General features: G+C 47.8%; 13 protein-coding genes. 9 read left to right on the top strand and 4 right to left on the bottom strand.

What is annotated here, in order from left to right:
• Positions 1 to 118: 118 nt before the first annotated feature.
• On the top strand, positions 119 to 685 hold the full coding sequence (gene dcd, locus FAH66_RS06140) for a dCTP deaminase (protein ID WP_003680541.1): 567 nt from the start codon (positions 119 to 121) through the stop codon (positions 683 to 685).
• Positions 686 to 740: 55 nt separating this feature from the next.
• On the opposite strand, the gene ppsR is transcribed toward dcd, so the two are convergent.
• A complete protein-coding gene (ppsR, locus tag FAH66_RS06145) occupies positions 741 to 1,562 on the bottom strand; it encodes a posphoenolpyruvate synthetase regulatory kinase/phosphorylase PpsR (protein ID WP_137041040.1) in 822 nt (273 codons plus the stop codon).
• Between the two features lie 417 nt (positions 1,563 to 1,979).
• On the opposite strand from ppsR, the gene ppsA reads away from it, so the two are divergent.
• The 5 genes from ppsA to FAH66_RS06170 all read left to right on the top strand — a co-directional run bounded on the left by ppsA (position 1,980) and on the right by FAH66_RS06170 (position 7,465).
• A complete protein-coding gene (ppsA, locus tag FAH66_RS06150) occupies positions 1,980 to 4,364 on the top strand; it encodes a phosphoenolpyruvate synthase (protein WP_137041041.1) in 2,385 nt (794 codons plus the stop codon).
• A gap of 270 nt (positions 4,365 to 4,634) precedes the next feature.
• A complete protein-coding gene (locus tag FAH66_RS06155) occupies positions 4,635 to 5,339 on the top strand; it encodes a peptidoglycan DD-metalloendopeptidase family protein (RefSeq protein WP_137041042.1) in 705 nt (234 codons plus the stop codon).
• A 172-nt stretch (positions 5,340 to 5,511) separates the two neighbouring features.
• On the top strand, positions 5,512 to 5,994 hold the full coding sequence (locus FAH66_RS06160) for a hypothetical protein (protein WP_137041043.1): 483 nt from the start codon (positions 5,512 to 5,514) through the stop codon (positions 5,992 to 5,994).
• A gap of 205 nt (positions 5,995 to 6,199) precedes the next feature.
• The gene (locus FAH66_RS06165) at positions 6,200 to 7,159 is read left to right on the top strand and encodes a DnaJ C-terminal domain-containing protein (RefSeq protein WP_137041044.1); all 960 of its coding nucleotides are present in this window, start codon (positions 6,200 to 6,202) and stop codon (positions 7,157 to 7,159) included.
• A 15-nt stretch (positions 7,160 to 7,174) separates the two neighbouring features.
• Positions 7,175 to 7,465, top strand: coding sequence for a chaperone modulator CbpM (locus FAH66_RS06170; RefSeq protein WP_003685006.1), 291 nt, complete (start codon positions 7,175 to 7,177; stop codon positions 7,463 to 7,465).
• Between the two features lie 116 nt (positions 7,466 to 7,581).
• Here the strand turns inward: FAH66_RS06170 and FAH66_RS06175 are convergent, their stop codons facing one another.
• Together FAH66_RS06175 and FAH66_RS06180 are read right to left on the bottom strand one after the other, a co-directional pair.
• Positions 7,582 to 7,776, bottom strand: a complete 195-nt coding sequence (locus FAH66_RS06175; protein WP_036493904.1) for a YbdD/YjiX family protein — start codon at positions 7,774 to 7,776, stop codon at positions 7,582 to 7,584.
• Positions 7,766 to 9,847, bottom strand: coding sequence for a carbon starvation CstA family protein (locus FAH66_RS06180; protein WP_137041045.1), 2,082 nt, complete (start codon positions 9,845 to 9,847; stop codon positions 7,766 to 7,768). Before FAH66_RS06180 ends, FAH66_RS06175 begins: the two co-directional genes overlap by 11 nt.
• Positions 9,848 to 10,177: 330 nt before the next feature.
• Here FAH66_RS06180 and FAH66_RS06185 point away from each other — a divergent pair, with 330 nt between their 5' ends.
• Positions 10,178 to 10,921 carry a pseudouridine synthase gene (locus FAH66_RS06185; protein WP_137041046.1) on the top strand — a complete coding sequence of 248 codons (744 nt, stop codon included), beginning with the start codon at positions 10,178 to 10,180 and terminating at the stop codon, positions 10,919 to 10,921.
• 59 nt (positions 10,922 to 10,980) lie between these two features.
• On the opposite strand, the gene alr is transcribed toward FAH66_RS06185, so the two are convergent.
• Entirely contained in the window at positions 10,981 to 12,039 is a 1,059-nt protein-coding gene (gene alr / locus FAH66_RS06190; protein ID WP_137041047.1) for an alanine racemase, read from the bottom strand.
• 216 nt (positions 12,040 to 12,255) lie between these two features.
• Here alr and FAH66_RS06195 point away from each other — a divergent pair, with 216 nt between their 5' ends.
• Positions 12,256 to 12,717, top strand: coding sequence for a winged helix-turn-helix transcriptional regulator (locus FAH66_RS06195; RefSeq protein WP_079453694.1), 462 nt, complete (start codon positions 12,256 to 12,258; stop codon positions 12,715 to 12,717).
• Positions 12,718 to 13,291: 574 nt separating this feature from the next.
• A complete protein-coding gene (locus tag FAH66_RS06200) occupies positions 13,292 to 14,629 on the top strand; it encodes a GTPase/DUF3482 domain-containing protein (protein ID WP_137041048.1) in 1,338 nt (445 codons plus the stop codon).
• The last annotated feature ends 72 nt before the right edge of the window (positions 14,630 to 14,701 follow it).

Raw genomic sequence — 14,701 nt, forward strand, 5'->3', positions numbered from 1 at the left:
TTCAGACGGCCTTACCCATATTTCAGGCCGTCTGAAACATCAATTAACAAGCCTGTCTAAAGGCTGTTGTGTTGATTTTAAAGAATTTCCAAACAACCCTTACCCCAGGACAACCACCATGAGCATTAAATCCGACAAATGGATACGCCGCATGGCCGAAGAACACGGCATGATTGAGCCGTTCGAGCCCAACCAAATCAAAGAGGCCAACGGCCAACGCATCATTTCCTATGGCACATCCAGCTACGGCTACGACATCCGTTGTGCCAACGAATTTAAAATCTTCACCAATATCAACAGCACCATCGTCGACCCAAAAAATTTCGACCCAAAAAACTTCGTTACAGTCGAAGATGACTGCTGCATCATTCCGCCCAACTCCTTTGCACTGGCGCGCACAGTCGAATATTTCCGCATTCCGCGCAACGTCCTGACCGTCTGCCTGGGCAAGTCCACTTACGCTCGCTGCGGCATTATCGTCAACGTTACCCCGTTCGAGCCTGAGTGGGAAGGCTACGTTACGCTTGAGTTTTCCAACACCACCCCCCTGCCTGCCAAAATTTATGCAGGCGAAGGCGTGGCTCAAGTCTTGTTCTTTGAAAGCGATGAAGTCTGCGAAACTTCATACAAAGACCGCAACGGCAAATACATGGGTCAAACCGGTGTTACCCTGCCTAAAACCTAATATACCAAATAAAAAAAGGCCATCTGAAATTTCAGACGGCCTTTTATCATTTCATTTAGAAACGGCGTTTCAGCTTGCAAGCCTGCAAGATATGAACGGCGAGTTCTTCCACAGATTTATCCGTTGTATTGGTAAACGGCACTCCGTGGCGCTTGAACATATTTTGCGCATCGGCAATCTCGCTGCGGCAAGTATCGATTTTGGCATAGGTCGAATTAGGACGACGCTCCTGACGGATAGCCTGCAGACGCTCAGGCTGAATGGTCAAGCCGAACAGCTTATCTTTATAAGGTTTGACCATACGCGGCAAATCGGTTGATTCCAAGTCATCGGGAATCAATGGATAGTTTGCGGCGCGAATACCGTATTGCAGAGCCAAATAAAGACAGGTCGGCGTTTTACCCGAACGGGACACGCCCATCAAAATCACATCCGCTTCCTGCAGGTTTTTATCGCTGACGCCGTCATCATGACTGAGCGAGAAGTTCACTGCTTCCATACGCGCATCATAACGCTTGGTATTGCCGATACTATGATGGCCTCGCTCAGCAATCGTTGCTTCAACATTCAATTCTTTTTCCAGCAAACCCAAGAACGTTTCAAAGAAATCAATATGGAATGCATTGGATTTTTTGATGATTTCACGGATTTCATCATTTACCACGCTGACAAAAGCAATCGGACGATCGCCAAACTGTTCGGCTGTCTTATTGACTTCATCCACTACGGCCAACGCTTTTTCAGACGTATCGATAAATGGATAAACATGGCGCTTGAACTCGACATTGCCGAATTGGTTCAACAGGGCTTCACCGATATTTTCGGCGGTCAGACCGGTGCGGTCGGAAATATAGAAGACTTGGCGTGGAGCAGTCATAGTGAATCCTTCTGAGGGTAACATTTCAGACGGCAATCATAGCAGTTACAGCCTTTGCAATAAAGCGATTCCCGGTAGATTACACAGGATTACAACAAATTTGAACAAATTTTAAATTAGAATAAAATTTTATTTTTTTTAGATTTATTGGAATTATATTCCACATTTGTAAAATAAATTTCGATTCTTAAATTTATTAACTTATTTTGTTTTCCATATTTAACAAGAAGATAACACGTAAAAACATGAATCTGATATTCATATTTCAGAAGGCTACACGCCTAAAAAGCACAATATCACAGACGAATTTGTGATTTTTAAAAAGATAAAACACATGACAGCCATCAAACGAATGGCTACAATAAGCAGGCGGATTTGTTTCTTTTTTAACATTTTTGGATTGGATTGGACACACAAATGGCCGAAAACTACGTTATTTGGTTTGAAAACCTGCGTATGACTGACGTTGAGCGAGTGGGCGGTAAAAATGCCTCTTTGGGCGAAATGATCAGCCAACTGACTGAAAAAGGCGTGCGCGTTCCCGGCGGTTTTGCAACCACAGCCGAAGCTTATCGTGCTTTCCTGGCTCACAATGGTCTGAGCGAGCGTATTTCCGAAGCCCTGAAACAACTGGATGTTGAAGACGTTGCCGAATTGGCACGCGTGGGTAAAGAAATCCGCCAATGGATTTTGGATACTCCGTTCCCTGAGCAGCTGGATGCTGAAATCGAAACAGCTTGGAACAAAATGGTTGCCGATGCCGGCGGTGCGGACATCTCCGTTGCCGTACGTTCTTCCGCAACAGCAGAAGACTTGCCGGACGCTTCTTTCGCCGGCCAACAAGAAACCTTCCTGAACATCAACGGCTTGGATAACGTTAAAGAAGCAATGCGCCATGTATTCGCTTCCCTGTACAACGACCGTGCCATTTCTTACCGTGTCCACAAAGGCTTCGAACACGACATCGTTGCCCTTTCTGCCGGCGTACAACGCATGGTGCGTTCTGACAGCGGTGCTTCCGGTGTGATGTTTACCATCGATACCGAATCCGGTTACGACCAAGTCGTTTTCGTTACCTCTTCTTACGGTTTGGGCGAAAACGTCGTACAAGGCGCGGTAAACCCTGACGAATTCTATGTATTCAAACCTACTTTGAAAGCAGGCAAACCGGCTATCCTGCGCAAAACCATGGGTTCGAAACAAATCAAAATGATCTTTACCGACAAAGCCGAAGCCGGTAAATCTGTAACCAACGTTGATGTACCTGCAGAAGACCGTCAACGCTTCTCCATTACCGACGCCGAAGTAACCGAGTTGGCTCATTACGCGCTGACCATCGAAAAACACTACGGCCGCCCAATGGACATCGAATGGGGCCGCGACGGCTTGGATGGCAAACTCTACATCCTGCAAGCACGCCCTGAAACCGTGAAATCTCAAGAAGACAGCAGCCGCAACCTGCGCCGCTTCTCTATCAACGGCGAAAAAGTTGTCTTGTGCGAAGGTCGTGCCATCGGTCAAAAAGTTGGTCAAGGTAAAGTTCGCTTGGTGAAAGATGCTTCCGAGATGGATTCCGTTGAAGCAGGAGACGTACTCGTTACCGACATGACCGACCCGGATTGGGAACCGGTAATGAAACGTGCTTCTGCCATCGTGACCAACCGTGGCGGCCGTACCTGCCACGCAGCGATTATCGCGCGTGAATTGGGTATTCCGGCTGTTGTAGGTTGTGGTGACGCTACCGATCTGCTGTCTGAAGGCCAAGAAGTGACCGTATCTTGTGCCGAAGGCGATACCGGCTTCATCTACTCCAGCTTGCTGGACGTACAAATTACCGATGTTGCTTTGGACAACATGCCTAAAGCGCCTGTAAAAGTGATGATGAACGTTGGTAACCCTGAATTGGCATTCAGCTTCGCCAACCTGCCTAGCGAAGGTATCGGCTTGGCGCGTATGGAATTCATCATCAACCGTCAAATCGGTATCCACCCTAAAGCCTTGTTGGAATTTGACAAACAAGACGACGAGTTGAAAGCGGAAATTACCCACCGCATCGCTGGCTACGCTTCTCCTGTCGACTTCTATGTCGATAAAATTGCGGAAGGTGTGGCAACTTTGGCTGCTTCGGTTTATCCACGCAAAACCATCGTTCGTATGTCTGACTTCAAATCCAACGAGTACGCTAACTTGGTGGGTGGTAGCATCTACGAACCGCACGAAGAAAACCCAATGTTGGGCTTCCGTGGTGCAGCGCGTTATGTAGCCGATAACTTCAAAGACTGCTTCGCACTCGAGTGCAAAGCCTTGAAACGTGTTCGCGATGAAATGGGTTTGACCAACGTCGAAATCATGATTCCATTCGTCCGTACTTTGGGTGAAGCAGAAGCTGTTGTTAAAGCCCTGAAAGAAAACGGTTTGGAACGCGGCAAAAACGGCCTGCGCCTGATCATGATGTGCGAGTTGCCAAGCAACGCTGTATTGGCAGAACAATTCCTGCAATACTTCGACGGCTTCTCCATCGGTTCTAACGACATGACCCAGCTGACCCTCGGCCTCGACCGTGACAGCGGTTTGGTATCTGACTCCTTCGACGAGCGCAACCCTGCCGTTAAAGTGATGTTGCACTTGGCAATCTCTGCTTGCCGCAAACAAAACAAATACGTCGGCATTTGCGGTCAAGGCCCATCAGACCATCCGGACTTTGCCAAATGGCTGGTTGAAGAAGGTATCGAAAGCGTATCGCTCAACCCTGATACCGTCATTGAAACCTGGCTGTATCTGGCTAACGAATTGAATAAATAAGTTCAATGAGACAAAAATCCCCTGCCCATTTATCCCGGCAGGGGATTTTTATTGCCTTATTCAATGCCGTCTGAAAAAACTTTCACTTTCTTTTACCTTATCGAAAAAATCCTTTATCATCAAAATGATAAAAAAATATGCCGCCATATCCACAAATTTTCAATGTTAATATACTGCCTTTCTGTATTTTATCCCGTGTCTTTTGAGTGAACCTTTTTCCACTCTTCCTATCTATCATACGCAGCATAACGATACATTTTGAAATATCCCATGAATACAAACTTTATTTCCACCTTTCAGACAGCCTTGAAACGTCTGGCACTCATCAGCACCATTGCCGTCTTAGCAGCCTGCGCCGGCAACAATACCTCTTCCAACCGCGCCGTACCTGACGGCTACCACAAAGTCCGCCCTGGCGATACCCTGACCCAAATCGCCAAACGCTACGGACAAAATGTCAACACACTGGTTGCCTGGAATAACCTTCCCAACGCCTCACAAATCGAGGTCGGCCAAGTATTACGCGTTCGCCGTCATGTTGCCTCACGCAGCACTGCAACACAGCAACGTCAAACCACTGCCGTTACCCCGATCAACCGATTGAACCTGCAATGGCCGACCGATAACGCTTCATCCTCCATTATCCAACGCTACAACGGCACCACCAGCAAAGGCATAGATATTGCAGGCACACAAGGCCAACAAATCCGCTCCGCCGCAGCCGGTACCGTCATCTACGTTGGCGAAGAAGTCCGCGGCTATGGCAAGCTGATTTTGATCAGCCACAATGACTACACCATTACCGCCTACGCTCACAACGACACGCTTTTGGTACAAAAAGATCAAAAAGTCCAAGCAGGCCAAGTTATCGCCACCATGGGCAACAGCGATTCAGACAGCGTCAAACTGCATTTTGAAGTACGTCTAAACGGCAAAGCAGTCGATCCCCTGCCTTACTTGACCAGAACAAATTAATACCTCAATCAAAAGGCCGTCTGAAACAAAATTATTTCAGACGGCCTTTTGATTTGTCTCACCATAACACTCATTTCAACAAAGTATTGACCAACTTAACTTATGTTGATTGAGTGAAAACGCCGTTATACAATGACAACTCTTTTTAACATTCTATTTTAGGTACCCTACTATGTCTCCTAACCGCATCCTTGCAACCGCATTCTTATTTGCTTCTGCATTTGCCAGCGCAGATGTTCATATTGATGAAAGCATTCCTTACCGCGACAAAGAAGAAATCGATACCCGTATCGTTTCCGAATGTTTAGAAGTGGGCAGCATTATGTCCAAATCCTTGCAAGAAACTGCAGCCAAAAGTGATGTAACTATTGTCCGTGACGGTAAAAAACAAGGCACATACGCAGATATCGCCATTACTTCCGCTATGAGCGCAGGCAATGCCTTTATCGGTCACGCCAAAGGTATGGCGGTTTCAGCCGCTTTGTATGTTGACGGCAAACAAGTTAATAAAAAAACCTTCACCCGCAACTCTTCCGGCGGCATGTTTGGCGCTTATAAAAGCTCTTGCGCCGTCTTGAACCGCACTTCTAAAGTATTGGGTTCAGATATTGCCCAATGGGTGGTCCGCGAACAAAAAAACGCTCAAGATAAATAAAACCCCAATTTGATAAAGGCCGTCTGAAAAACCGTATTTCAGACGGCCTATATATTTTCTATTTCTCTAGGAACAAAGAAATAAATTATCCATTAATCATTGTCAGAAATAGAGAATTTTATTTCCAACGCCCTTGATTTTAGAATACCTACCCTCAATTATTAACACCATAAGAATTTTGTATATGAGCAGTCAAAGGAATAACATGGCAGAAAAAAACTATTATGAAATACTGGGCGTTGCCAAAGATGCGGATGAGGCCGAAATCAAAAAAGCCTACCGAAAACTGGTGCGCAAATACCACCCCGATGTCAGCAAAGAACCTGACGCAGCCGAACGTACGGTAGAAATCAACCGTGCCTACGAAACGCTTTCCGACAAAGAAAAGCGGGCTGAATACGATGAAATGTTGGCTAATCCTTACGGACGCAGCACCAGAGGCAATCCGTTTGGTCAAGGAAGCAATCCTTTTGGCAATGGATTCAATGGTGGTGGCTTCCGCTATGAACGTCATGAAGGCGAGCCGTTCGGAGCGGGAGACTTCAATTTTGAAGATCTGTTTTCATCATTCCGCCAATCCCACAATCGTTCCGAGCAACCCTACGGCCCAATAAAAGGCGAGGATCAACATGCTGAATTGAGTATTGATATTTACGCAGCGTATGTCGGTGCAGAACGTAGCATGACTTTGAATGTGCCGACTCTAGACGAACACGGACGTGCGGTTTATCAAAATAAAACCCTCAACGTCAAAATTCCCAAAGGTATTGCAGAAGGCCAACAAATCCGTTTGGCCGGTCAAGGTTTGCCGGGATACAACGGTGGGGAAAACGGTGACTTGTACTTAAAAATCAAGTTCCACGACCAACCTGATTTATATGTCAAAAACAGGAAAGACGTATATCAAACAATAGATGTCAAACCTTGGGAAGCCGTATTGGGCGGCAAAATCATCGTCCCTACCGCTTCAGGCCGCTTACAGGTCAATCTGCCTGCCAACAGCCAAAGCGGTAAAAGCATCCGCCTTAAAGGCAAAGGTATTCCTGCAAAAGAAGCCGGAGACCTTTATCTTAATATCCGCATTAATGTTCCGCCAGTAGAGAGCGAAGCCGACCGTGCCGCATGGGAAAAATTGGCCGAACACTTTGCCGCGAAACAAGCATAAGAGAAAGGATAAATTATGATTCAGTCCTCCGATATTACCCTTACTTTTGAAGAAATCGTTGCCGCCAGCCGCTGCCGTCGCGATTGGCTGTTGGAACTTATAGCAGAAGACATCATCAGCATCGATGGCGCGCCCGAAAAAAGCACCTTCAGTGGTTTTCATCTTGCCCGCATCCGTCGCGCACAACGCTTAAGCCGTGATTTTGAGGCCGGCATTCCCGCATTGGGGCTGATTATGCGGCTGTTAGACGAGGTGGAAGAACTCAGAAAAATACAGCGTCCGCTGGTACTACTCGAAGAAGAGTAAATATCGACAAGTTGTTCGATTAAATATTGATGACAAAAAAAGTTTTTGATGTTTATTGATATTCTATAATGAAAGGCCGTCTGAAAGTATTTTCAGACGGCCTTTTTATGCCTTAATTAACAACAGCGTCCGCCGTTGCCGCCGCAACGGCGTTTGCGGCAGTAGTCTTGAAATTGCAGCTCAGTCATGACCGGCGCGTTGGGATTATGTCTGCGCTGGCGGGCAACGTAGTTTTCATAATCTGGAACACCGGCCATCAAGTTTGCTGTCAGCTTGATGGTTTTCCACCAAGATGCAAGCTTATGCTTCATTCTGAGCCTCCGGCTGTTTACCGTCGCGGTACACTGCTGGAATTTCTTTAGCAGTTGGCCAGCCGACTTTGCGGGCTTTCATGGCAGTATGGAAACCGTATACGGCGACAATCACGACAACTGCCAGGAACAAAGCGGTCAGACCGGCATTGATTTGGTCGTTGAAGATGATTTGTGACATTTCGCCAATGTCTTTAGCTGGAGCAAGGACTTTGCCTGAAGCCAAGGCATCGCGGTATTTGCCTGCGTGAGCCAAGAAGCTGACGCGTGGGTCGCTGTGGAACAGTTTTTGCAAACCGGCATAGCAGGTCACAAACAATACGCCGACAGCAGGAACCAAGGTTACCCAAACATAGCGGTCGCGTTTCATTTTCACCAATACAACGGTACACATAATCAACGCTACGCCTGCGAGCATTTGGTTGGCAATACCGAACAACGGCCAGAGCGAGTTGATACCACCCAGAGGATCGGTTACGCCGGTATAGAGGAAGTAACCCCACAATGCCACAGCCAAGAATGTTGCAACCAAGTTGGCAGGGATAGAGTCGGTGTTACCAAATGGTTTGTAGAAGATACTGCCCAGGTCTTGAATCATGAAACGGGCAACGCGTGTACCGGCGTCAACCGCGGTCAAGATGAACAAGGCTTCAAACAGCAAGGCAAAGTGATACCAGAACGCCATCATGGCTTCACCCGGAATCAGACGACTCATGATGTGTGCCATACCGACTGCGAGGGTTGGTGCGCCACCTGCACGAGACAGAATGGTGTTTTCGCCCACTTCTTTAGCAGTGTGCAACAAGGTTGCAGCATCAACAGGGAAGTTCAGTTTAGTGGTAATAACTTCGGCAGCTGTGTTGGCATCTGTACCAATTAGCGCGGCCGGGCTGTTCATCGCGAAGTACACGCCTGGATCAAGCGAAGCGGCGGCAGCCAGAGCCATAATGGCCACAAAGCTTTCCATAATCATGCCGCCGTAACCGATCATGCGGACGTGGGTTTCGTTTTCCAGCATTTTTGGTGTGGTACCGGAAGAAATCAGCGCATGGAAGCCTGAAACCGCACCACAAGCAATGGTAATGAACAAGAATGGGAACAATGCACCGGAGAATACCGGACCGGAACCATCGATAAAGTGGGTAACTGCAGGCATTTGCAGAGTCGGGTTAACAATAACGATACCCAAAGCCAAAGCTGCAATCGTACCGATTTTCAGGAAGGTAGACAGATAGTCACGCGGAGTCAGCAAGAGCCAAACCGGCAATACGGAAGCCACGAAACCGTAAATCATAATCGCCCAAGTCAGCTGAATGCCGTCAAGGTCGAACCAGTGACCAAAGGAGCTGTGGGCAACATCTTCACCGTAAATCACGGCCAACATCAACAAGATAAAGCCGACGATGGAAATTTCGCCAATTTTGCCCGGACGGATATAACGGGTGTAGATACCCATAAACAGGGCAATCGGCATAGTCGCTGCGATGGTGAACGTACCCCAAGGGCTGTGAACCAATGCTTTTACAACGATCAGCGCCAACACCGCCATAATGATGACCATAATCATCAAAATACCGATGGATGCAATCACGCCTGGGACGGTACCGAGTTCTTGTTTAACGATATCGCCCAAAGACTTACCATCACGGCGCATAGAAACAAACAGTACCATCATATCCTGTACGGCACCGGCAAATACCACGCCGAAGATAATCCACAAAGTACCGGGCAGATAACCCATTTGCGCTGCCAATACAGGACCAACCAAAGGGCCTGCGCCGGCAATAGCGGCAAAGTGGTGGCCGAACAGTACGCCTTTATGTGTGGGAACATAGTCCAAGCCGTCATTATGGCGTTCTGCCGGAGTCAGACGGTTAGGATCAAGCTGCATCACACGGTTGGCAATGTAAAGACTGTAAAAACGGTAGGCAATGCAGTATACCGAAATGGCGGCCGTAACCATCCAAATCGCACTGACCTGCTCGCCACGGCTGAGAGCTAAAGTGGTAAAGGAGGCCAAGCCTACCAGAACCACAATACCCCAGATCAAAAATGATTTGAGCGATTTCATTGATTTATCCTTAAAACGTGATGCACAAAGGCTTGCTTTAGCGACAAACTGCCTTAATGCGCTTCAGAACGACTAATCATTATAGTCTTCATGATTTCATGAGTGAAATGTCATTTCAACCCAAATTCAACAGAAAACAAAATGATTAGTTCGTTCGTAAGGTTAACACAAACAGACAATACACCCTTTAGTTTTTACTTTATAACTAAAAATTTCTTAACATATCGCAAGTGAAAGGCCGTCTGAAAACCCAAATCTTCAGTTTTCAGACGGCCTGACAAACGGTCAATGCTATAATCCGACATTCCCATTTCTCTATATTGCCATATCATGCAAAACAACGATTCCGAAACCATGCGTCTCTCCAAACGCATGGCACAATTAGGTTTATGCTCGCGCCGTGAGGCAGACAGCTACATCGAGCAAGGCTGGGTCAAAGTCAACGGCCAAACCGCCGTACTTGGTCAAAAAGTCACCGAGCGTGACCGCATTGACCTCAACAAACAAGCTCATGAAAAACAAGCCGCGCGCGTCACCATCCTTCTGAACAAACCCGTCGGCTACGTCAGTGCGCAGGCAGAAAAAGGCTATAAATCTGCCGCCGAACTCATTACCGCCGACAACCATTGGGAAGGCGACGACAGCCGTATCCCTTTCAGCGAAAAGCACAAATTCGGCTTAGCTCCTGCCGGCCGCCTGGATATTGACTCTGTCGGATTATTGGTGCTCACCCAAGATGGCCGCATCGCCAAACAACTGATTGGCGAAAACAGCAGCAGCGAAAAAGAATACCTTGTCCGCGTCCGCGGCAAACTGGACGACAAAGGCCTCGCCCTGCTCAACCACGGCTTGAGTTTGGACGGAGAAAAATTGCGCCACGCCAAAGTCGAATGGCAAAACGAAGACCAGTTGCGCTTTATTTTGCGACAAGGCAAAAAACGTCAAATCCGCCGCATGTGCGAACTGGTCGGCCTGCGTGTCGTCGGTTTGAAACGCATCCGTATGGGCAAGGTCAAACTCGGCAGACTGCCGCCGGGAAAATGGCGTTATTTACGCGCTGACGAATCGTTTTAATTGCAGATAACAAAAAGGCCGTCTGAAAACACATTTCAGACGGCCTGATCTTTTACTGCTTACTCGATATAAGTAAACTTCGCACGTTTGATATTGCAGAGGATTTCGTACGGAATCATACCGGCAATTTCGGAAACTTCATTGATATTAATCACATCGCCCCAAAGCTCTACTTCCGCGCCCAAGCCCTCTTTCGAGGCTTCCAGCTCAACCGTAATCATATCCATAGATACCCTGCCGATAATACGGCTGCGTTTGCCATCCACCGCCACAGGGGAATTAGTGGAAGCACGACGCGGATAACCGTCGGCATAGCCGCAGGCAATCAAACCGACACGGGTAGATTTGCTGGTGTAGAACGTTGCGCCGTAGCCAATCGGAGAATGCGGTTGCAACACACGCTCGCCGAAAACGCGGGAAGTCAGACGCATAACTGGTTTCAAACGCTCATCCACGCCGCCGAAAGGCGAAATACCATATAAGGCCAGACCGGCACGTCCCCAATCGCGCCGCGCTTCAGGCACGTTCAAAATCGCGGCGGAATTGGCCAAGCTCTCTTCGCCTTCCAAACCTTCACATGCCAAATCAAACGCTTCAAGCTGCATTTCGGTCATGCCGTTTTCCGGCTCGTCCGCGCAGGCAAAATGGCTGAATTTCACAATGTTTTCAACCGATTCGGATTGTTTCAATGCAGTATAGGCCGCAGCATAGTTATGCGGAAAGAAACCGGCACGGTGCATACCCGAGTCCATTTTCAGCCATACGGTTGTCGGACGTTGCCACTCATGATGCATAAACGCCTCCAGCTGCCATTGGCTGCCGATTGCCGGCCACAAATCATAACGGTCAACATCCGCATACTCCGCAGCCTCAAATACACCTTCCAACAAAACAATCGGATTTTTAATGCCGTTTTGACGCAACTCCACGCCTTCATCTACCGTTGCCACCGCAAAGCCGTCGGCAATATCCGCCAACGCGTGTGCACATCTGACCGCACCATGCCCGTAAGCATCGGCCTTAATCACAGCCAGCAATTTATTGCCGTGCAACTCTTTGAGAAAACGATAATTTTGACGTAAATTATCCAAACGGATTTGCGCATTGAGCGGACGCATAATGTATTCCTCTTATCGGCATTCCGTTTCAGACGGCCTGCCCTATTACTTTGAAGTAAATATTATAGGTCAAAAACTACACAGGATTCCATGAAATACACAAGAATAATCTATTCATAATTTAGACCTCATGCGCACTTTTAGGCATTTATGCTTCTTCTCAGGCTGTTTTAAGGTTATGATTCAATCCAAATGAAAACGACAGACATCAAGGCCATGAAAGAACTCGACAAAACCGACTTAAAAATTCTCAAGCTCCTACAACAAAACGCACGTATCCCCATGACCGAATTGGCTGAAAAAGTCGGCCTCTCCACCACACCGGTAACCGAACGCGTCCGCCGCTTGGAACGCGACAACCTTATTACCGGCTATCACGCCCATCTGAATCCCCATGCTCTAGGTCAAAGCCTTTTGGTCTTTGTCGAGCTGAAACTGCGCTCCAAATCCGGCAATATTTTTGAAGACTTCAAACGCGAAGTGCTGAAGATTCCGCAAATTCTAGAATGCCACTTGGTCTCCGGCGAATACGACTACCTTATCAAAGTCCGTCTGCCCAATATGTCCGCCTATCGCGATATGCTCGGCAATATCCTGCTGCAACTGCCGGCCGCGTCCGAAAGTCGCAGCTATGTTGTCATGGAAGAAGTCAAAGAAGAAGTAGTATTAGACATCTAATTCTATTCAACAAATAAAGGCCGTCTGAAAGATTACAACATTCAGACGGCCTTTATTTTAAATAGGCAAAAAAAATGCACACATTCGACAGAATGCGTGCCAAGTCTACAAAGGAGAAATAGAGGAGAAACTATTAACTGACTACTCGAACCAGCTAACGAAACGAATTATGCAACAAGATATTCAACCGCGCAAGTATTTTTCTTGTAAAGTTTCTTAATTGTTCGATTTACAAATTTTAAATGTAATCATATTTCAATACAGATAAAAAAATGCGCATACCGTTTCGATATGCGCCAAGTCTACAAAGGAGAAATAGAGGAGAAAAATCAAGCTGCATCAAGCAACTCAACGGCGCGAATTATCCTAGCCTTCTACCCGCCTGTCAACCGTTTTCCTATCTATTTTCAAGTATTTTGCTAAAAAACAACAAATCCGCTACTCCCCTCTTTTTCTTGCTATTTTCACCCATATATAAAAGGAATTTAGGGCCGTCTGAAACATATATTGCCACTAAAGATAAACGGCTCCATACTCACACATTCATCGTCCATATCAACCCAAGCCAAAGACCATGACCACCCCACTTTCCCTTGCCGTTGTCGGCCATACCAACACAGGCAAAACCTCGCTCTTACGTACGCTTTTGCGCGACAGTACCTTCGGCGAAGTAAAAAACGCGCCATCCACCACGCGCCATGTCGAAGAAGCCCTTATCAACGACGGCGACGACAGCTTGGTTTACCTCTACGACACCCCCGGCCTTGAAGATGCCGGCGGCGTGTTGGACTGGCTGGAAACCCATACATCCGCACGCGATGACGGCATTGAGCGCATCCAGCAGTTCCTCAGCAATCATGAGGCGCATCACGAGTTCAACCAAGAAGCCAAAGTGCTGCGCCAAGTCATGCAAAGCGATATGGCCATTTACGTTATCGATGCGCGGGAACCCGTCCTCGACAAATACAAAGACGAGCTAACCATTTTGTCTTGGTCCGCCAAGCCCATCATGCCCGTGTTCAACTTCACCCAAAATCAAGACCTGACCGCTTGGACCAATATGCTCGCCCGCAGAAATCTGCATGTTTACGCCGGTTTCGATACCGTTGCGTTCGACTTTGAAGGCGAAATCCGATTGTGGGAAAACCTTGCCACCATGTTACCTAAGCGCGACATCCTCGACCGCCTCATCAATATGCGCCGTCGCGAGTGGCAACGGCTGGATACGGAAGCGCGCCGTGAAATTGCCGATTTTCTGCTGGATGTCGCCGCATTCACCCAAGAAATTGCCGAAAACGACGACCCTGCCCCGACTTTGGAAGTCATGCAATCGGAAATCCGCCAACTTGAGCGGCAAATGCAACAACGCCTATTCACACTTTACCGCTTCTATCACGACGAAGTCGGCAGCGACAGCACATGGATGCCCAAAGCCTTCAAACAAGACCCGTTTGACAGCGAGTTGCTCAAACATTACGGCATCCGTACCGGTACCGGCGCAACCGCAGGCGCGCTCATCGGTTTAGGCTTGGACATTGCCACGCTTGGCGGCTCGCTTGGTTTGGGTACAGCCATCGGCGGACTATTGGGCGGTATTTTGCCCAATGCCCAAGACATCACCGATAAAATCAACGGCCGACAAACCCTGCATACCGATCCGGAAACCCTTACCCTGCTCGCCGCACGCGCACTGGATTTGTTGCACATCTTGCAAACGCGCGGCCATGCGGCTCAATCGCATATCGAGCTAAAAGAACGCAAAGCGCCATGGAATGCGGCCAAATTGCCAAGCGAACTTAACAAAGCGCGCAGCAACCGCAAATGGTCTTCACTCAACACACACCAGCCCGAAGCCAGCCGTAACGAACGCGCAGCCTATGTCGCCACTTTAAGCGAGAAATTAAAAGCTTAGAATTGCCGCATAACAAAAAGGCCGTCTGAAATCCAAATGTTTCAGACGGCCTTTTAATCTTAGCAGGCAAAT

The organism is Neisseria subflava (genome assembly GCF_005221305.1).
Lineage (GTDB): Bacteria > Pseudomonadota > Gammaproteobacteria > Burkholderiales > Neisseriaceae > Neisseria > Neisseria subflava.

What these genes read in the sequence shown, in the direction of transcription:
- dcd (WP_003680541.1), top strand. Translation starts at nt 119, where the DNA reads ATGAGCATTAAATCCGACAAATGGATACGCCGCATGGCCGAAGAACAC.
- ppsR (WP_137041040.1), bottom strand. Translation starts at nt 1,562, where the DNA reads ATGACTGCTCCACGCCAAGTCTTCTATATTTCCGACCGCACCGGTCTG.
- ppsA (WP_137041041.1), top strand. Translation starts at nt 1,980, where the DNA reads ATGGCCGAAAACTACGTTATTTGGTTTGAAAACCTGCGTATGACTGAC.
- FAH66_RS06155 (WP_137041042.1), top strand. Translation starts at nt 4,635, where the DNA reads ATGAATACAAACTTTATTTCCACCTTTCAGACAGCCTTGAAACGTCTG.
- FAH66_RS06160 (WP_137041043.1), top strand. Translation starts at nt 5,512, where the DNA reads ATGTCTCCTAACCGCATCCTTGCAACCGCATTCTTATTTGCTTCTGCA.
- FAH66_RS06165 (WP_137041044.1), top strand. Translation starts at nt 6,200, where the DNA reads ATGGCAGAAAAAAACTATTATGAAATACTGGGCGTTGCCAAAGATGCG.
- FAH66_RS06170 (WP_003685006.1), top strand. Translation starts at nt 7,175, where the DNA reads ATGATTCAGTCCTCCGATATTACCCTTACTTTTGAAGAAATCGTTGCC.
- FAH66_RS06175 (WP_036493904.1), bottom strand. Translation starts at nt 7,776, where the DNA reads ATGAAGCATAAGCTTGCATCTTGGTGGAAAACCATCAAGCTGACAGCA.
- FAH66_RS06180 (WP_137041045.1), bottom strand. Translation starts at nt 9,847, where the DNA reads ATGAAATCGCTCAAATCATTTTTGATCTGGGGTATTGTGGTTCTGGTA.
- FAH66_RS06185 (WP_137041046.1), top strand. Translation starts at nt 10,178, where the DNA reads ATGCAAAACAACGATTCCGAAACCATGCGTCTCTCCAAACGCATGGCA.
- alr (WP_137041047.1), bottom strand. Translation starts at nt 12,039, where the DNA reads ATGCGTCCGCTCAATGCGCAAATCCGTTTGGATAATTTACGTCAAAAT.
- FAH66_RS06195 (WP_079453694.1), top strand. Translation starts at nt 12,256, where the DNA reads ATGAAAGAACTCGACAAAACCGACTTAAAAATTCTCAAGCTCCTACAA.
- FAH66_RS06200 (WP_137041048.1), top strand. Translation starts at nt 13,292, where the DNA reads ATGACCACCCCACTTTCCCTTGCCGTTGTCGGCCATACCAACACAGGC.